The sequence below is a fragment of the Halorubrum sp. ARQ200 genome (genome assembly GCF_005435115.1).
Taxonomy (GTDB): Archaea; Halobacteriota; Halobacteria; order Halobacteriales; family Haloferacaceae; genus Halorubrum; species Halorubrum tropicale.
Map to the genome: position 1 here is coordinate 43,645 of NZ_SGTZ01000007.1, position 16,968 is coordinate 60,612.

The following is a 16,968-nucleotide window of genomic DNA, read 5'->3' on the forward strand; positions in this document are numbered from 1 at the left end:
TGCGAGGGTAGCCAAGCCCGGAAACGGCGGCGGACTCAAGATCCGCTCCTGTAGAGGTCCGTGGGTTCAAATCCCTCCCCTCGCATCGCCGGGGTCCACCCCCCGTGATGCGGAAGACGCTCTCGGAGCGCTCTTCCCTCGCAAAACTTCACTCGGACCGCTGCCTCGACCAGCCGCGGCCGCGTCGCGTCCCGCGACCCACCTCGCTCCGAGCGAGGTGGATTTTTATCCTCACCCCCGAACCGGTCCCTATGAGAGATCGCACGCGCCGCGACTGGCTCCGCGTCGCCGGCGGCGTCGGCGTCGCCGGCCTCGCCGGGTGTAGCTCGATCGGCGGCGACTCGCCGGGCGACGGCGACTCGCCCGCCGCCGGCGCCGGGTCGGGATTCGACGGAGTCGACCTGCCCCTGGATCTTACCGCCCGGCCGCAGTCGTCGGACGGGCTCACGTCGCAGTTCCGACAGGGGCTCCGGAACCACGGCCACATCGACGCGACGATACCCGAGAGCGTCGAGGTGCGGTGGTCGGTGCCGGCGAACCGCGGCGAGCACTCCGCCTCGAAGGGCAGCCCGATGCCGACGCCGGCGGGCGACGTCCTCGTCGCCGACGACACGGGCCGGATCCAGTCGATCGCGGTCGACGGGACGACGAACTGGGCGACGGACCTCTCCGACGCTAAGTGGGGGAGCCACGGCACCCCCGCGGTCGCCGAGGGGTCGGCGTACGTCGGCACCTACGACGGCGTCGTCTCCGCGGTCTCGGTCGCGACCGGCGATATCGAGTGGCAGACCGACGTCGGCGACGCGGCCGCCGCCAGCCCGACGTACCACGACGGGACGCTGTACCTCGCCGTCGAGTTCACGCCGCCGAGCGGCGCCGCCGTCGCGCTGGACGCCGAGAGCGGCGAGGAGGTGTGGCGCGACGGCCGGCCGACCGACCACCCCCACTCGACGATCGCGGTCGACCTCGACCGCGACCGCTTCCTGTTCGGCGCCAACGACGGTCGCGTCTACGCGTGGTCCGTCTCCGACCGCGAGCGCGCGTGGACCTTCGACACCGGCGGCGACGTCAAGGCCCCGATCGCGGTCAGCCGCGGGATCGCGGTGGTGCCGTCGTGGGCCGGCACCGTCACCGCCGTCGACATCGCCGACGGCTCCGGGCTCTGGGCGTTCGAGACGGACGAGTCCGTGTCGCCGTCGGGCGATCCCGACCCGATCCGCACGGGCGGCGTCATGTGCGCGCCGGCGGTCCACGACGGGACGGTGTACGTCGGGAGCCACGACACGAACGTCTACGCGATCGACTTGGCGACCGGCGAGGAGCTGTGGTCGACCCCGACGGACGGGTGGATCACCGGGAACGTGACCGTGACGAACGGGCACGTCCTCGTCGGCTCGTACGACCACCACCTCTACGCGCTCGACCGCGGGGACGGCTCGGTGACCTGGGCGGTCGAGGGCAACGGCGAGGTGACCAGCGCCCCGTTCGTCACCGACGACGGGGTCTACTACACCGAGCGCGCGCCGGAGGACACCGACGAGCCCGGCATGTGCTACCGGCTCGCCGCGCCGGAGTGAGTCGGCCGCACCGCCGTCGAACGGTCGGGCGGAGCCTCGGCAGATAGCCACGAACGTCCAGCGAAACGCGGGGTCCGAAACGGTTTTGCCCCGGCCTGCCGGACGGTCGATATGCCAGCAGATCCCGACACGGGGTACGACCCCTCGCTGGGTCGGAAGTTCGTGTTCGTCACGGGCGGAGTGATGTCCGGGCTGGGCAAGGGCATCACGGCCGCCAGCACCGGGCGCCTTCTCGCCAACGCGGGCTTCGACGTGACCGCCGTCAAGGTGGACCCGTACCTCAACGTCGACGCCGGGACGATGAACCCGTACGAGCACGGCGAGGTGTACGTGCTCAAGGACGGCGGCGAGGTCGACCTCGACCTGGGCAACTACGAGCGCTTCCTCGGCACCGACATGACGTTCGACCACAACGTCACCACGGGGAAGACGTACGAGCACGTCATCGAGCGCGAGCGCGCCGGCGACTACCTCGGGAAGACGGTCCAGATCATCCCGCACGTCACCGACGACATCAAGCGGCGGATCCGCGAGGCCGCCGAGGGCTCCGACGTCTGCCTCGTCGAGATCGGCGGGACCGTCGGCGACATCGAGTCGATGCCGTTCCTCGAGGCGCTCCGTCAGTTCGCCCACGAGGAGGACGACGAGGACATCCTCTTCACGCACGTCACCCTGGTCCCGTACTCGAAGAACGGCGAGCAGAAGACGAAGCCGACCCAGCACTCCGTGAAGGAACTGCGCTCGATCGGGCTCCAGCCGGACGTCCTCGTCGGGCGCTCCGAGGACCGGCTCGACCCGGAGACCAAAGAGAAGATCGCCCTGTTCTGCGACGTGCCCACGGACGCCGTCTTCTCGAACCCCGACGTGGAGGACATCTATCACGTCCCGCTGATGGTCGAAGACGAGGGGTTAGACGAGTACGTGATGGAGCAGCTCGGCCTCGCCGACGAGGCGTTCCCGAAGGCGGAGCGCTCGACCGAGTGGCGGGACCTCGTCACCCGCGACCGCGACGAGGAGATCGACGTGGCGCTCGTCGGCAAGTACGCCCTCGAAGACGCCTACATGTCGATCCACGAGGCGCTGAAGCACGCCGGCATCCAGACCGGCACCGAGGTGAACGTGCTGTGGGTCGACGCCGACGAGACCCGGGCGGAACACGAGCAGCGGCTCGCGACGGCCGACGCGGTCGTCGTCCCCGGCGGGTTCGGCTCCCGCGGCACCGACGGGAAGATCGAGGCGGTCCGCTACGCACGCGAGAACGACGTGCCGTTCCTCGGGCTCTGCCTGGGCTTCCAGATGGCCGTCGTCGAACACGCGCGGCACGTCCTCGGGCTCGACGGCGCCCACTCCGCGGAGATCGACCCCGACACGCCCCACCCCGTCATCGACCTCCTCCCCGAGCAGTACGAGACGGAGGACATGGGCGGGACGATGCGGCTCGGCGCCCACGAGACCGACATCGAGCCCGACACCCTCGCGGCCGAGGTGTACGGCGCTGACGCCTGTACGGAGCGCCACCGCCACCGCTACGAGGTGAACCCCGAGTACATCGACGCCCTGGAGGCCGACGGCCTCGTCTTCTCCGGCCGCGCGGACAACCGGATGGAGATCCTCGAACGCGCCGACCACCCGTTCTTCTTCGGCACGCAGGCGCACCCCGAGTTCCGGTCGCGTCCGGACCGCGCGAGCCCGCCGTTCGTCTCCCTCGTCGAGGCGGCGCTGGGATCGACGGACACAACCGAGCGGAACGCGGACGTGAGGCTATAGATGGTCGAGACGGAGGACTTCATCGCGGAGGCGAAAGCGGAGATCCGGGAGGCGATCGGCGACGCGAACGCCGTGATCGCCCTGTCCGGCGGGGTCGACTCCTCGGTCGCGGCGACGCTCGCGTACGAGGCGGTCGGCGACCAGCTCACCCCCGTCTACGTCGACACGGGGCTGATGCGGAAGGGCGAGACCGACGAGATCCGCGACACGTTCGAGTTTATGGAGTCGCTGCGAGTGATCGAGGCGCAGGACCGCTTCTTCGACCGGCTCGCGGGCGTCACCGACCCCGAGGAGAAGCGCCACGTCATCGGCGAGGGGTTCATCGACGAGTTCGAGACGGTCGCGCGCGACGTGGACGCCGACTACCTCGTCCAGGGGACGATCTACCCCGACCGCATCGAGTCGGAGGGGAACATCAAGTCGCACCACAACGTCGGCGGGCTCCCCGAGGTCGTCGACTTCGAGGGGATCGTCGAGCCCGTGCGCGACCTCTACAAGGACGAGGTCCGCGAAGTCGCCCGCGCGCTCGGCCTCGAAGCGATCATCTCCGAGCGAATGCCGTTCCCCGGGCCCGGTCTCGCGGTCCGGATCGTCGGCGAGGTCACGCCCGAGAAGGCCGAGGTCGCCCGCGAGGCGACCCACGTCGTCGAGGAGGAACTGGCGGAGTACGACCCGTGGCAGGCGTTCGCCGCGGTCCTCGGCAAGGCGACGGGGGTCAAGGGCGACAATCGGGTCCACGGCTGGGTGGTCGCGGTGCGCTCCGTCGAGAGCCGCGACGGGATGACCGCCCGGGCACAGGAGCTGGACTGGAGCACGCTCCAGCGGATCCAGAGCCGGATCACCGGCGAGAACGAGAACGTGGCGCGCGTGGTGTACGACGTGACCCACAAGCCGCCCGCGACGATCGAGTACGAGTGATGGCGGGGACCCCCGCCCGCCCCGACGGCGGCCGCACAGAGGGCCGACTCGCGGTCGTCGCCGGCCCCGACCGGCACGGCCTCGGCGAGGAGCTCGCCGCGCTCGGCGTCGAGGTCCGTCGGGTCGAGGGGCTCGTCACGGCGCCGAAGCTCGAGGACGCCGGCGTCGCCGACGCCGCCTACTTCGTCCTCACCGACGTCGAGGAGGCGACCGGCATCCCGGTCGCCAAGGAGCTGAACCCCGAGGTCCGCGTCGTCACCTACGCGAGCCGGTCGCTGCCGGAGTTCGTCGCGACGGTCGCCGACCTCGCGGTCGACCCCGACCTGCTGGGCGCCGCGACGGTCGCCGAGGAGCTGCTCTCCGACGACGGCGAGCCGTGAGCGGGGACGACGCCGGCGACCCGGCCGGACGCGAGGACGCCGCGGACGCGACGACCGTCCCGGTCACCCTCTACACCCGCGAGGACTGCTCGCTGTGCGTCGTCGCCCGCGAGGCGATCGAGTCGGTCGCGGCCGACCTCGACGGCGTGACGGTCGCCCTCGACGTGGTCGACGTGGACGCCGACCCCGAGCTCGCCGACGAGTACGGCGAGCGCGTCCCGTACGTCCTCGTCGACGGCACCCCGGCGTTCAAGTACGAGGTCGACGAGCGCGACCTGCGGCTGAAGCTCTTGGCGGCGACCTGACGCGGTCGGCGTCCCGGGCACCGTCCGCCCCTCCTACCGCGACCCGACCCTTTACCTTCGCGTCTCCCTCTCTGATCGGCATGGCACACAGCGGCGCACACCTGTTCACCGGGGGTCGAGTCGCGGACGCAGAGGGAACGCGGCTGGCCGACGTGGCGGTCGTGGACGGCGATATCGCGGCGGTCGGCGACCCCGAGGCGGTCGAGCGCGCGGTCGACGACGTTCCGGACGCGGACCTCGAACGCGTCGACGCGAGCGGCCGCGTGGTCGCGCCCGGGCTGATCGACGCGCACGTCCACGTGATGATGGACGGCCGCCCGGACGTCTCGACCGCGGTCTCCGAGAGCGACTACACGGCGAGCTACCGGGCCGCGGGCAACCTCGACGCCGCCCTCTCGGCCGGCGTCACCACCGTCCGGGACCTCGGCAGCCGCGGGACGCTCGCGCTCGACGCGGGCGAGGCGGTCGCCGCGGGCGAGATCGACGGCCCGCGCGTCCTCGCGTGCGGCCGCAACGTGATCATGACCGGCGGCCACGGGAACTGGTTCGGCCGCGAGGCGGACGGCCCCGCCGAGGTGCGGAAGGCGGCCCGCGAGCAGCTGAAGGCCGGCGCGGACGTGCTCAAGTGTATGGCCACCGGCGGCGTCCTCACCGAGGGCGCGGTGACCGGCGCGCCGGAGCTGACCCCCGAGGAGCTGGCCGCGTTCACCGACGCGGCGGCGCCGACCGACACGCCGACCGCGGCCCACGCCCACGGCGAGGAGGGGATCAAAAACGCCGTCGAGGCCGGCATCTCCAGCGTCGAACACGGGACGTTCATGGACCGCGAGGCCGCCGAGATGATGGCCGAGCGCGGCACCTACTGGGTCCCGACCGCGAGCGCGCTCCGCGGCATCGCCGACCACGGCGTGGAGGCCGGCATCCCCGAGGACGCGGTCGCGAAGGCCGAGGACGCCGTGGACCGCTTCGACGACGCGTGGGACCACGCCCTGGCGGCCGACGTTCCCATCGCGATGGGGACCGACGCCGGCACGCCGTTCAACTTCTTCGCCGACATCCCGCAGGAATTGGCGTACATGGTCGACTACGGGCTCTCGCCGGAACGGGCGCTCGAAGCCGCCACGGTCAACGCGGCCGACCTGCTCGGCCTCGACGACGTCGGCCGCGTCGCGGAGGGGTACGCGGCGGACCTGGTCGTCCTCGACGCCGACCCGACCGAGGACGTGACGGCGTGGCAGGACCCCGCGGCCGTGTTCGCGCGCGGCGACCGCGTCGCCTGACCGAGGCCGACCCCGGACCGCCCGCTCACCCACCGCCGCCGGAACGGGCATTTTTACCCCGAGTCGGCCCCATCTCCGGTCGATGACGACTCCGTCGACCCGGCACGCGGACCCGGCCGAGAACCCGTACGTCGAGGACCCGCCGACCGACTTCGACCCGGTCGACGACCTCTCCGCCGACGAGGCGGCAGAGCAGGCCGAACTGCTCCGCGCGGCGGTGCGCGAGCACGACCACCGGTACTACGTCGCGGCCGACCCCCTGATCTCGGACGCGGCGTACGACGCGCTGTTCGCCCGGCTGGAGGAGCTCGAAGCCGCCTTCGACCTCCCGACGGAGGGCTCCCCGACCCGGCGGGTCGGCGGCGAGCCCCTCGAGGAACTGGCGACCGTCGAGCACGTCGCGCCGATGCGCTCCATCGACAACGCGACCGACGCGGCGGCCGTCCGCGAGTTCGACGAGCGCGTCCGCGGGGGGCTCGCGGACGCCGCCGAGGCCGGCGACCTCACCGATTTCGACCCCGCCGACCTCGCGTACGTCTGCGAGCCGAAGTTCGACGGGCTCTCGATCGAGGTGATCTACGAGGACGGCGAGTACGTCCGCGCGGCCACCCGCGGCGACGGCCGCGAGGGCGACGACGTCACCGAGCAGGTCCGGACGATCCCCTCCGTCCCCGGCCGCCTGCGCGGCGACGACCGCCCCGCCCGGCTCGCCGTTCGGGGGGAGGTCTACATGCCCCGCGACGCCTTCGAGGCGTACAACGAGGAGCTGATCGAGCGCGGCGAGGAGCCGTTCGCGAACCCGCGCAACGCCGCCGCCGGCACGCTCCGCCAGCTCGACCCCGCGGTCGTCGCCGAGCGCCCCCTCGACGTCTTCTTCTTCGACGTGCTCGCGTGGGAGGCGGGCGAGGACGGCCCGGAGCGCCCCGCGCGCCACCGCGACGCGCTCGACGCGTTCAGGTCGCTCGGGCTCCGCCGGAACGACCGGGTCGAGGTCGTCGACGACGTCGAGGCCGCGATCGAGTACCGCGACGAGATCCTCGCCGCGCGCGACGACCTGAACTACGCGGTCGACGGCGTCGTGATCAAGGTCGACGCCCTCGCGCACCGCGAGGCGCTCGGGAGCACGTCGCGCGCGCCGCGCTGGGCGTTCGCGCACAAGTTCCCGCCGCGGACCGCGACGACGGCCGTCGAAGGGGTGACGGTCCAGGTGGGCCGAACCGGCCGGCTCACGCCCGTCGCCGAGCTGGACCCCGTCGACGTCGGCGGCGTCACCGTCTCGCGCGCGACGCTCCACAACCCCGCCGAGATCGAGGCCCTCGGCGTGAACGTCGGCGACCGCGTCCGGATCTACCGCGCCGGCGACGTGATCCCCTACGTCCCGGAGGTCGTCGAGAAGCGCAGCGAGGGGACCTACGAGTTCCCCGACGAGTGTCCGGTCTGCGGGGCCGCGGTCGAGCGCGACGGCCCGCTCGCGTTCTGTACCGGCGGGCTCGGCTGTCCGGCGCAGCTGGAGCGCGCGGTCGAGCACTGGGCGCGCCGCGACGCGCTCGACGTGGAGGGGCTCGGCCCGGAGCGCGTCGAGCAGCTCCGCGAGGCCGGCCTCGTCGAGTCGCTGCCGGACCTGTACGACCTGACCGCCGCGGAGCTCGCCGAACTGGAGGGGTGGGGTTCGAGGAGCGCAGAGAACCTGATCGCCGAACTGGACGCGACGCGGAACCCGCCCCTCGACGACTTCCTCGCCGGGCTCGGGATCCCGGACGTGGGCGCGACGACGGCCCGGGCGCTCGCCGCGCACTTCGGGACGCTCGACGCGCTCCTCGACGCGGACGAGGACGCGCTCCGCGAGGTGGACGACGTCGGCCCCGAGGTGGCCGCCTCGATCCGGTCTTTCCTCGACCGCGAGGAGAACCGCGCGGCGATCGCGGGGCTCCGCGAGCGCGGGGTCGACCCCGAGCCGTTCGAGACCGACGCGGCCTCCGGCCCGACCGACGCGCTCGACGGGCTCACCTTCGTGTTCACCGGGTCGCTGTCGGTGCCCCGCGGCGACGCGCAGGCGCACGTCGAGGCGCACGGCGCGAACGCCACGTCCAGCGTCTCCGGGAACACCGACTACCTCGTCGCGGGCGAGAGCCCGGGTCGGTCGAAGCGCGACGACGCCGACGCCGAGGGCGTCCCCGTCCTCGACGAGGACGCGTTCGCCGACCTGCTCGCCGAGCGCGGCGTGGCGTGGCCGCCCGCAGGCGACGCGTGAGCGCCGCGACGCCCGCGCGACGCTCGCCCCGACCCGCAACCCTTTATCAACTCACGCCGGAACCGGAAGGCATGACCGCCATCGAGCTACGGGGCGTGACCAAGCGGTTCGACGAGGTCACGGCCGTTCGCGACCTCGATCTCACCGTCGAAGACGGCGAGGTGTACGGGTTCCTCGGGCCGAACGGCGCGGGCAAGTCCACGACGATCGACATGCTCCTCGACCTCGTCCGCCCGACCGCGGGGACGGTCCGCGTGCTCGGCGCCGAGGTCGCGACGGACGGCGTCGAGATCCGGCGGCGGACGGGCGTGCTCCCGGACGGCTTCTCGGTGTACGACCGGCTCTCCGGGCGAAAACACGTCGAGTTCGCCGTCGAGTCGAAGGACGCCGCCGACGACCCGGACGCGCTGCTCGACCGCGTCGGCCTCGCGGACGCCGCCGACCGCGCCGCCGGCGAGTACTCGAAGGGGATGCGCCAGCGGCTCGCCCTCGCGATGGCGCTCGTCGGCGATCCAGACCTGCTGATCCTCGACGAGCCATCGTCCGGCCTCGACCCGGCCGGCGCGAAGGAGATGCGCGAGATCGTCCGCGCCGAGGCCGAGCGCGGCGCCACCGTCTTCTTCTCCTCGCACATCCTCGAACAGGTCGACGCCGTCTGCGACCGCGTCGGCATCCTCCGCGACGGCGAACTCGTCGCCGAGGACTCCGTCGAGGGGCTCCGCGAGGCCGTCGGCGGCGAGGAGACGCTCGAAGTCGCGGCCGCGGGCGCCGACGGGGACGCGGTCGCGGCGGTCCGCGCCGTCGCCGGCGTCTCCGGGGTCTCCCGCGACGGCGACGAACTGGTGGTGAACTGCGCCAGCGAGGCGAAGACGGGGGTCATCGCGGCGCTGGAAGACGCTGGGGTCGCGGTCGACGACTTCCACACCCGCGAGGCCTCGCTGGAGGACCTCTTCTTGGCGTACACCGAGGGCGACGCGGCCGGTTCGGCGCCCGACGGGACCGACTCGGGACCCGCCGCCGCCGACTCGGCGGCCGATTCCGACTCGACGGCCGATCCCGACCCGACGCCCAAGGACGGTCCGGCGACCGAGGAGGTGGACCGATGAGCCTCGCCGCCGTCGCTCGGAAGGACTTCCGCGAGACCGTCCGGTCCCGCGGCATGATCGCGCTGGTGGTGCTGTTCTCGCTGCTCGTCGCGGCGTTCGCGTACGCGGTGCGGCCCACCGGCGAGAGCGAGCAGTTCGCCACGGAGCTACTGTTGAGCGCCTTCGTCGGCCGCTTCCTCGTCACGACGCTGATCCCGCTCGTCGGGGTCGTCGTCGGCTACAACGCCGTGAGCGGCGAGCGCGAGTCCGGCTCGCTGAAGCTGCTCCTGTCGCTGCCGCACTCGCGGGCCGACGTGGTCTTAGGTAAGGTCGCCGGGCGCGGCGCGGCGCTCGCGCTCGCGGTGTTCGCCGGGTTCCTGCTGCCTGCGCTGGTGTTGATCGCGGCGCCGGTCGTGTTCAACGCCGGCGCGTTCCTCGGTTACACCGTGTTCGCGGCCGCGCTCGGCGTCGTGTTCATCGCCATCTCCGTCGGCTGTTCGGCTGCGTTCTCGACCCAGCGGCGGGCGCTCATCGGCGGCGTCGGGGTCTACGTCCTCTTCGTCCTGCTGTGGGGCCCGCTCACCGGCCAGCTCGTCGGCGCCGTCGGGCCCGCCCTCGACGCCCTGCCAGTGTCCGCGACGCAGGTCGACGTGTTCCTCCGGGCCTCGAACCCGACGACCGCCGTCGAGGCGCTGTCGAGGGCCTTCCTCGCTGAGCGGCTGTTCAGCGGCGAGACCGCCAACCAGCAGCTGTCGGCGGCCGCGATGTTGGTGTTCTGGACGCTCGCCCCGCCGCTCGCCGGACTCCTGAAGTTCGACGCGGCCGACCTGTGACGGACCGGCTCGGGCGCTGTCCGCGGCGCCGATAGTGGGCTCGGGCGGGTTCGAACCGCCGATCTCAGCCTTGTAAAGGCCGCGTCATAACCAGCTAGACCACGAGCCCTCACCCGTCTGAACCCGCCGGGAGCGGAAAACGGTTTCTTTCTCGGGCGCGAGGATCGACCGTGAATCGCCGCCTCGTCGGTGTCGCGGCCGCGCTCGCGCTGATCGCCCTCGCCGCCGTCGGCGCCGCCGCCGCGAACCCGGCCCTCCTGATCACCGGGTACGACACCGCCACGGTCGAGGCCGTCGACGGCGAGACGGGCGAGACGCTCGCGACCGTCGAGGTCCGCGTCGCCGACGGCTTCGTGAAACGCTACGTCGGGCTCTCCGCGACCGACGACCTCCCCGCCGGCGAGGGGATGCTGTTCGTCCACGGCGAGACGGCCGAGCGCGCCTACGTGATGCGCGACATGGCGTTCGCGCTCGACATCGTCTTCGCCGACGCCGACGGGACCGTCACGACGGTCCACGAGGCGGCGCCGGAGTCGCCGCCGCTCACCCGCTACGAGGGGCCGGGGCGGTACGTCCTCGAAGTGCCGCGCGGGTGGAGCGAGCGCCACGGCGTCGGTCCCGGCGACCGACTCGTGATCGACCGGGAGTGACCCCGCCGCGGCCGCCAGGTCGGTCGACGAAACCGCTTTGGGCCTCGCCGGCGTCGCCTCGACCATGACCGGACTCCCCGGCCGGATCGCGTGGAACCTCCGCCACCGCTGGCGGCGGGTGTTCGCCCTCTGCGTCGTCGGCGCCGGCGTCGCCGCCCCGCTCCTCACCGGCGTCTGGTGGTGGCTCCCGCTCGTGTGGTTCTTCGGGCTCGTCATCGTCCTGCCCGTCTTCCACGTCCTCACGAAGCCGGTCCCCGAGGACGACGCCGACGACCGCGCGGACGCCACCGGCGACCCCGCACTCGACGCCCTCCGCGAGCGCTACGCGCGCGGCGACATCGACGAACGGGAGTTCGAGCGCAAGCTTGACCGCCTCCTGGAGACCGAAGACGCCGAGACCGTCACCGACTCGGGCGGCGACGTCGCCGACCGAGTGCGAGAGAGCGTCCGGCGAGAAGTGGACCGCATCCGGGAGTGACGGCGCCGGGACAGCTGTCGACGCCGACGCGGAGGGAGACCTCCGGAACTACTCGTCGATCTCGCGGTTGTGGACCGCGTCGCCGGTGGTCCCGTCGAAGAGGTGGATCGTCTCCTCGGGGATCTCCACGTGGACCTCGTCGCCGACCGAGATCTGCTGGAGGCCGCCGACGGTCGCGATGAACGTCTCGCCCTCCGGCGCGTCCTCGAACCGCAGGTAGACGGTGTTCTCGTCGCCCATCGGCTCGACGACCTCGACCACCGTCGAGAAGGTGTGCTCGCCGGTCGGGTCGTCGGCCAGCGAGATGTCCTCGGGCCGGATCCCGAGCGTGAGGTCGGTGATGTCGCCGACGTCGCCGAGGGTGGGCTCGGAGAGCGGGTAGTCGAAGGCGTCGCCGAGGAGGGTGTCGGCGTCGCGCTCGACATCGAAGAAGTTCATCGACGGCTCCCCGATGAACCCGGCGACGAACCGGTTGGCCGGCTCATGGTAACACTCCAGCGGCGTCGCGACCTGCTGGAGCTCGCCGGCGTTGAGGATCGCGATCCGGTCGCCCATGGTCATCGCTTCGGTCTGGTCGTGCGTGACGTACATCGTCGTCACGTCCAGTTCGGCCTGGAGCCGCTGGAGCTCCGTCCGCATCTCCGAGCGGAGCTTGGCGTCGAGGTTGCTGAGCGGCTCGTCCATGAGGAACACCTCGGGGTCGCGGACGATCGCCCGCCCGAGCGCGACCCGCTGCTGCTGGCCGCCGGAGAGGTCCGACGGTTTCCGGTCCAGCAGCTCGCCGATCCCCATCGTCCCCGCGGCGTCGGTGACGCGCGTCTCGATCTCGTCGTCCGAGAGGTCCGTCGACTCCTCCAGTCCGAACGCCATGTTCTCCTGTACCGTCATGTGCGGGTACAGCGCGTACGACTGGAACACCATCGCGATGTCGCGGTGCTGGGGTTTCACGTCGTTGATGACGCTCCCGGCGAGTCGGATCTCGCCGTTGGTCACCGTCTCCAGCCCCGCGACCATCCGGAGGGTGGTCGACTTCCCGCAGCCCGAGGGGCCGACCACGACGAGGAACTCGCCGTCGCGCATCTCGATGTCGACGTCGTCGACGGCGACGACCTCGCCGTCCCCGTCCGGGAACACCTTGCTCACGCCGTCGAGTTCGAGCGTCCCCATGCTATCGCCCCCGCGGAACGGCGCGGCGGTTTGAGAGCGATACCTTCGGTCGGCTGCGTGGTTGCTGTCGAGTCATGGATTGCTGCCCGCGAGCGGCGCCGTTCATGTCGCCACCCCCTCGGCGAACTCCTCGCCGAACGCGATGTAGACCGCGAGCGTCGGGAGGGCGGCGATGAACGCGCCCGCCATGCGGAGCGCGAAGTCTTGTCCTTCGAGCGACGTGCCCAGCCCGGCGAGGATCAACACGATCGGCGCCGCCGCGCTGGATTCGGTCTGGACCAACACGAGGGTGAACAGGAGGTCGTTCCAGATCTGCGTGAACTGGTAGATCAGGACCACCGCGAACATCGGTCCCGAGAGCGGGAGCACGATGCGGCGGTAGATCCGGCGGATGGACGCGCCGTCCAGCCGCGCGGCCTCGATCATCTCCTCGCTCATGTTCTTGTAGTACGACCTGAACAGGACCGTACAGATCGGGAGCCCGTAGGCCACGTGCGTGACGATCAGTTCGAATATCCCGGTGTAGTCGTTGTTGATCCCGAGCGCCCACAGGAAGCCGAGGGCGTCCTGGAGCGGGATCATCGACCAGAACTGCGAGAGCGGCACCAGCACCGCCTGGTACGGGATGAAGATCCCCGCGACGAACAGCGCGAGGACCGGCGCCTTGTACCGCTGTTTCCAGTCCGACTGCGTGAGGCCGTACGCCGCGAAGCTCCCGAGCAGCGCCGAGATGACGGTCGCCGGGATGGCGTACAGCGCGCTGTTTATCAGGCCGCGTCCGAGCGCGTCGAACGCCGTGCGCCACTTCTCTAAGGTGAACGTGCTCCCCGTGGGCGGCGCGAACGGGAGCGACCCGGTGACGCCGCTCGACGTCTTGAACGAGGTGACGAGCCCGGACTCGATCGGGATCATGAAGAACGCCAGGATCCCGAGGAGCCCGAGGTACAGGAGGACCCGGTACCCGTCGACCTCCGCGAGCGGCCCCGCGGACGCGCCGGAGTCCGTCGCCGATGCCGTGCCGCCGTCCGTTCGTGCGTCGTCGTTCATAGGTTCCCCCGGTTGTACTGGTAGTAGAGGTACGGGCCGACGATCCCGAGCGTCATCACGAACAGGGTGATGGCGATCGCCGACGCGTACGCCCAGTTCAGGTTCGCGTACGCCTCGCGGACCATCTTCGTCGCGAGGATGTCGGACCCGTTGGGCGGTCGGTAGCCGCCGACGAGCGAGTAGAGGAAGTCGAACGCCTTCAGCGCGAACACCATCAGGACGACCGAGGCGCTGATGGTCGACCCCTTCAGCTGCGGGATGATCACGCGCCAGTACATCCGCGCCGTCGAGGCGCCGTCCACCTTCGCCGCCTCGTAGTGCTCGTTCGGGATGGCCCGCAGGCCCGCGAGGAACACGACCATCGCGTACCCCGCGAACTGCCACATCAGCGCGAACATCACCGCCCAGAGGACGATGTCTGGGTTGCCGATCCAGTTGACTCGGCCGAAGCCGAGCGACGTGATGACGATGTTGATGACCCCGTTGTTGAAGTTGAACATCCACGCCCAGAACTGGGCGGTGACCACGAACGAGAGGCTCATCGGCAACAGGTAGATCGTCCGGAACGTGTTCTCGAACCGGATGTTCCGGTCTATCAGGATCGCCAGTCCGAGCCCGATCGCGAGCGTCACTAGGGTGAACCCGACGAGCAGGATGAAGGTGTTGATCGCGGCGTCGACGAACCCGCTGTCGGCCAGCGCGCGGCTGTACATCTCGAGGTCCAGGTCGCCGTAGTTCGGGGTCCCGAAGCCGCTGAAGTCCGTCAGCGAGATCAGGAGGTTCCAGATGATCGCCCCGTAGACGAAGAGGCCGACCAGCAGGAACGGCGGCAGCCAGAACTGCGAGGACTCGACGAAGTCGCTGCCGAAGCGCTCGTTCAGCGCGTCGATCGGACTGAACCCGGACCCGCCGCGCTCCTCGGCGACGCCGCCGTCCGTGACCGCGTCGCCACTCTCGTCGCCGGTGTCAGTGTTCCGTGTCATGTGGGTCGTCGTGTGCCGAAACCGCTAAAATCCGGTCGCATCGAGGACCGGTGTCAGTTAGAGACCGCGTCGACGAAGCCCTGCGTGGCGGCGTCGACGTTGTACGGTCCGGAGAACTCGCTGGAGATCACTTCGTTCAGCGCCGTCATCGTCTCCGAGGGGACGCCGAGCCCGTGCTGTAGGTTCGGCGGCCGCTGCTCGGCGCTGGCGAAGTCTTCCTGCGTCTCCTGGAGGTACGGCCCGAACTCGCTCATGTCGACGTCGGTCCGCGTCGGGATCGAGCCCTTGTACTGGTTGAACGCGACCTGCGCCGCCTCGCTCCCGACGAACGAGAGGAAGGTCTTGGTCGCCTCCGGACTCGGGTTGTCCGACGGGTAGAGGAACGAGTCGAAGTGGAGCATGTACATGTCCTCCGAGCCGGGGTACGTCTTGAAGCCCCAGTCCTCGTTGTAGCTGAAGTCCTCGGCGTTCCGGTAGGCCCCGGCGGCCCAGTTACCCTGGTGGATGAACGCCGCGTTCCCCTCGATGATGTTCTGGTTGGACTCCGTGAGTCCGATCGAGGAGGCGTCCTCGTTGATGTAGTTCCCGAGGATCTCGGCGAGCGACTCGAAGGTCGCGCGGACGGCCGCCTCGTCCGGGCTCCCCTCGATGAAGCTCATGTACGCGTCGTACCCTTCCTGCCCGAGCATCGTCGAGGCGAACAGCTGGGTCGTCGTCCAGGTACCGCTCGCGCCGTGCGTCATCGGGATCGCGTCGGTCTCGCTCTGGACCGTCTCCAGCGCGTCGATGAGCGCCGACACGCTCGTCAGCGAGTCGGGGTCGACCCCCGCCTCCTCGACGACCGAGGTGTTGTAGAACAGGCAGTTCAGGCGGTGCGAGCCGAGGGGGACGCCCCGATAGGCGCCGTTGTACTGGTGGAGGTCGACCGCCTCCTGTACCATCACGTCCTCGAAGCCCTCGGACTCCCAGATGTCGCCGACCTCGCCCAGCACGCCCTCGTACCGCTGGAGGTTCGGGCCGGGCCAGTTCGCGAACGAGCTCGGCGGGTCGCCGTTCTGGAGCCGGTTCGCGACGACCGCGTCGAGGTTCTGGTTCCCGCCGCCGCCGATCGGGTTGAACTCGTGTTCGACGTCCGGGTGCTCCTCGTCGAAGGCGGTGACGAGCGCCTCCGCCGCGCGGGCGCCGTCGCCGCCGGTCCACGCGTGAAGAACTTCGAGCGTGTTGCCGCTTCCGCCGTCGCCGCCGTCGCCGCCGTCGCCGCCGTCGCCGCCGCCGGAACAGCCGGCGAGCCCCGCGAGCGTCGCCGCCCCCGTCGCTCCGACGAAGTGTCGCCGCGATAACCGCTTGTCTTGGTCTGTCATGGAACTTCACGATACACAATGGATGATTGCCATATATACTTACTCATTCTTTGAGAACTATTTTCGAAGTATCTATCCGGCGTCACCCACAGTCGTAATCGGAGTTCTTTACGTCCGGTCGGACGGCGACGGACCGACGGGCATACTACGGTCCGGCGGATGGGCGTACGCATGCGCCCCTCGACCGCCGCCGTCACGTATCCCGTCGCCGGCGACGCCCGGGAGCGGCCCCTCCTCGCCGTCTGGCTGCTGTTCGCGCTGGCCGTCGTCGTCCCGGTCCTCCCGGCGCTGCCGGTCGTCGGCTACCTCGTCCGCGTGCTGACCGCCAGCGAGCGGGGCGACTCGATGCCGCCCTTCCTCGCCGACGGTCGGACGCTCCTCCGCCGGTCGCTCGGCGGGACGGCCGTCTGTCTGGTGTTCCTCGGAGTCCCGTTCGCGGCCCTCCTCGTGACGCTCTACGGCGTCGTCACGCTCGACCCCGGCGCGAACGCGCCGGTCGGCCGCATCCTCGCCGGCTCGACGGCCGTCCTCTTCGTCGGCGTCCTCGGCACGTACCTCGCGCCCGTCTCGCTGATCACCTACGGCCGGGAGGAGTCGCTCCGCCGGGCCTTCTCCCCGAGCGCCCTCCGGCCGGTCGCCGGTCACGCCGCCTACTTCTTCGGGTGGACCCTCGGCTTCACCGCGCTCGTCGTCGCCGTCGGCGTCGGCGGCGCGCTGTTCACCGTCTCGCGCGCGGGGCCGCTGTTCGGGACGTTCGTCCTCGCGTACGGCCTCCTCGTGGCCGCGTACCTCTGGGGTCGCGCGGTCGAGCGCGCCCGGCGACGGTAGGGCGACGACGCGGCGCCGCGACCGACCGATTCTTGACCGCCCGGCCCGGATCCGCACG

16 protein-coding genes and 2 tRNA genes are annotated in these 16,968 nt (G+C 71.0%); 13 read left to right on the forward strand and 5 right to left on the reverse strand.

Annotation, left to right across the window (positions count from 1 at the left end):
* Position 1: 1 nt before the first annotated feature.
* The 10 genes from EXE50_RS10080 (at position 2) to EXE50_RS10125 (ending at position 10,396) form a co-directional block, all read left to right on the forward strand.
* Positions 2-85, forward strand: a tRNA-Leu gene (locus EXE50_RS10080).
* A gap of 166 nt (positions 86-251) precedes the next feature.
* On the forward strand, positions 252-1,577 hold the full coding sequence (locus EXE50_RS10085) for a PQQ-binding-like beta-propeller repeat protein (RefSeq protein ID WP_137705005.1): 1,326 nt from the start codon (positions 252-254) through the stop codon (positions 1,575-1,577).
* Positions 1,578-1,688: 111 nt separating this feature from the next.
* The gene (locus EXE50_RS10090; protein WP_137705006.1) at positions 1,689-3,344 is read left to right on the forward strand and encodes a CTP synthase; all 1,656 of its coding nucleotides are present in this window, start codon (positions 1,689-1,691) and stop codon (positions 3,342-3,344) included.
* Positions 3,345-4,262 (forward strand): glutamine-hydrolyzing GMP synthase, encoded by a 918-nt coding sequence (gene guaA, locus EXE50_RS10095; protein ID WP_137705007.1) that lies wholly within the window; start codon positions 3,345-3,347, stop codon positions 4,260-4,262. It begins immediately after the preceding gene.
* A complete protein-coding gene (locus EXE50_RS10100) occupies positions 4,262-4,642 on the forward strand; it encodes a CTP synthetase (protein WP_137705008.1) in 381 nt (126 codons plus the stop codon). The genes guaA and EXE50_RS10100 overlap by 1 nt, the downstream gene beginning before the upstream one ends.
* Positions 4,639-4,947, forward strand: coding sequence for a glutaredoxin family protein (locus tag EXE50_RS10105; protein WP_053770411.1), 309 nt, complete (start codon positions 4,639-4,641; stop codon positions 4,945-4,947). The genes EXE50_RS10100 and EXE50_RS10105 overlap by 4 nt, the downstream gene beginning before the upstream one ends.
* An 80-nt stretch (positions 4,948-5,027) precedes the next feature.
* Positions 5,028-6,227 (forward strand): amidohydrolase family protein, encoded by a 1,200-nt coding sequence (locus EXE50_RS10110; protein WP_137705009.1) that lies wholly within the window; start codon positions 5,028-5,030, stop codon positions 6,225-6,227.
* Positions 6,228-6,309: 82 nt separating this feature from the next.
* On the forward strand, positions 6,310-8,478 hold the full coding sequence (gene ligA, locus EXE50_RS10115) for an NAD-dependent DNA ligase LigA (protein ID WP_137705010.1): 2,169 nt from the start codon (positions 6,310-6,312) through the stop codon (positions 8,476-8,478).
* 71 nt (positions 8,479-8,549) lie between these two features.
* Positions 8,550-9,584: an ABC transporter ATP-binding protein gene (locus EXE50_RS10120; RefSeq protein ID WP_137705011.1), complete on the forward strand. Its 1,035-nt coding sequence runs from the start codon at positions 8,550-8,552 to the stop codon at positions 9,582-9,584.
* On the forward strand, positions 9,581-10,396 hold the full coding sequence (locus tag EXE50_RS10125) for an ABC transporter permease (RefSeq protein WP_137705012.1): 816 nt from the start codon (positions 9,581-9,583) through the stop codon (positions 10,394-10,396). The genes EXE50_RS10120 and EXE50_RS10125 overlap by 4 nt, the downstream gene beginning before the upstream one ends.
* A gap of 35 nt (positions 10,397-10,431) precedes the next feature.
* Here EXE50_RS10125 and EXE50_RS10130 read toward each other — a convergent pair.
* Positions 10,432-10,505 (reverse strand) — tRNA-Val (locus EXE50_RS10130).
* Positions 10,506-10,566: 61 nt separating this feature from the next.
* Between EXE50_RS10130 and EXE50_RS10135 the strand changes: the two genes are divergently transcribed.
* Positions 10,567-11,046 (forward strand): DUF192 domain-containing protein, encoded by a 480-nt coding sequence (locus tag EXE50_RS10135; RefSeq protein WP_053770416.1) that lies wholly within the window; start codon positions 10,567-10,569, stop codon positions 11,044-11,046.
* 64 nt (positions 11,047-11,110) lie between these two features.
* Positions 11,111-11,524 (forward strand): SHOCT domain-containing protein, encoded by a 414-nt coding sequence (locus tag EXE50_RS10140; protein WP_137705013.1) that lies wholly within the window; start codon positions 11,111-11,113, stop codon positions 11,522-11,524.
* 48 nt (positions 11,525-11,572) lie between these two features.
* On the opposite strand, the gene EXE50_RS10145 is transcribed toward EXE50_RS10140, so the two are convergent.
* The 4 genes from EXE50_RS10145 to EXE50_RS10160 all read right to left on the reverse strand — a co-directional run bounded on the left by EXE50_RS10145 (position 11,573) and on the right by EXE50_RS10160 (position 16,082).
* Entirely contained in the window at positions 11,573-12,691 is a 1,119-nt protein-coding gene (locus tag EXE50_RS10145) for an ABC transporter ATP-binding protein (RefSeq protein WP_053770418.1), read from the reverse strand.
* A 102-nt stretch (positions 12,692-12,793) separates the two neighbouring features.
* Complete coding sequence (locus tag EXE50_RS10150) at positions 12,794-13,738, reverse strand: carbohydrate ABC transporter permease (protein ID WP_053770419.1); 945 nt, start codon at positions 13,736-13,738, stop codon at positions 12,794-12,796.
* Positions 13,735-14,721, reverse strand: coding sequence for a carbohydrate ABC transporter permease (locus tag EXE50_RS10155; RefSeq protein WP_053770420.1), 987 nt, complete (start codon positions 14,719-14,721; stop codon positions 13,735-13,737). The genes EXE50_RS10150 and EXE50_RS10155 overlap by 4 nt, the downstream gene beginning before the upstream one ends.
* A 53-nt stretch (positions 14,722-14,774) precedes the next feature.
* Positions 14,775-16,082: an ABC transporter substrate-binding protein gene (locus EXE50_RS10160; protein WP_137705014.1), complete on the reverse strand. Its 1,308-nt coding sequence runs from the start codon at positions 16,080-16,082 to the stop codon at positions 14,775-14,777.
* A 171-nt stretch (positions 16,083-16,253) separates the two neighbouring features.
* Between EXE50_RS10160 and EXE50_RS10165 the strand changes: the two genes are divergently transcribed.
* On the forward strand, positions 16,254-16,910 hold the full coding sequence (locus EXE50_RS10165; protein WP_053770422.1) for a DUF4013 domain-containing protein: 657 nt from the start codon (positions 16,254-16,256) through the stop codon (positions 16,908-16,910).
* The last annotated feature ends 58 nt before the right edge of the window (positions 16,911-16,968 follow it).

Bases quoted from the DNA above. Each gene is read 5' to 3' on its own strand.
- EXE50_RS10085 (WP_137705005.1), top strand. From the start codon at position 252: ATGAGAGATCGCACGCGCCGCGACTGGCTCCGCGTCGCCGGCGGCGTC.
- EXE50_RS10090 (WP_137705006.1), top strand. From the start codon at position 1,689: ATGCCAGCAGATCCCGACACGGGGTACGACCCCTCGCTGGGTCGGAAG.
- guaA (WP_137705007.1), top strand. From the start codon at position 3,345: ATGGTCGAGACGGAGGACTTCATCGCGGAGGCGAAAGCGGAGATCCGG.
- EXE50_RS10100 (WP_137705008.1), top strand. From the start codon at position 4,262: ATGGCGGGGACCCCCGCCCGCCCCGACGGCGGCCGCACAGAGGGCCGA.
- EXE50_RS10110 (WP_137705009.1), top strand. From the start codon at position 5,028: ATGGCACACAGCGGCGCACACCTGTTCACCGGGGGTCGAGTCGCGGAC.
- ligA (WP_137705010.1), top strand. From the start codon at position 6,310: ATGACGACTCCGTCGACCCGGCACGCGGACCCGGCCGAGAACCCGTAC.
- EXE50_RS10120 (WP_137705011.1), top strand. From the start codon at position 8,550: ATGACCGCCATCGAGCTACGGGGCGTGACCAAGCGGTTCGACGAGGTC.
- EXE50_RS10125 (WP_137705012.1), top strand. From the start codon at position 9,581: ATGAGCCTCGCCGCCGTCGCTCGGAAGGACTTCCGCGAGACCGTCCGG.
- EXE50_RS10140 (WP_137705013.1), top strand. From the start codon at position 11,111: ATGACCGGACTCCCCGGCCGGATCGCGTGGAACCTCCGCCACCGCTGG.
- EXE50_RS10145 (WP_053770418.1), bottom strand. From the start codon at position 12,691: ATGGGGACGCTCGAACTCGACGGCGTGAGCAAGGTGTTCCCGGACGGG.
- EXE50_RS10150 (WP_053770419.1), bottom strand. From the start codon at position 13,738: ATGAACGACGACGCACGAACGGACGGCGGCACGGCATCGGCGACGGAC.
- EXE50_RS10155 (WP_053770420.1), bottom strand. From the start codon at position 14,721: ATGACACGGAACACTGACACCGGCGACGAGAGTGGCGACGCGGTCACG.
- EXE50_RS10160 (WP_137705014.1), bottom strand. From the start codon at position 16,082: ATGACAGACCAAGACAAGCGGTTATCGCGGCGACACTTCGTCGGAGCG.
- EXE50_RS10165 (WP_053770422.1), top strand. From the start codon at position 16,254: ATGCGCCCCTCGACCGCCGCCGTCACGTATCCCGTCGCCGGCGACGCC.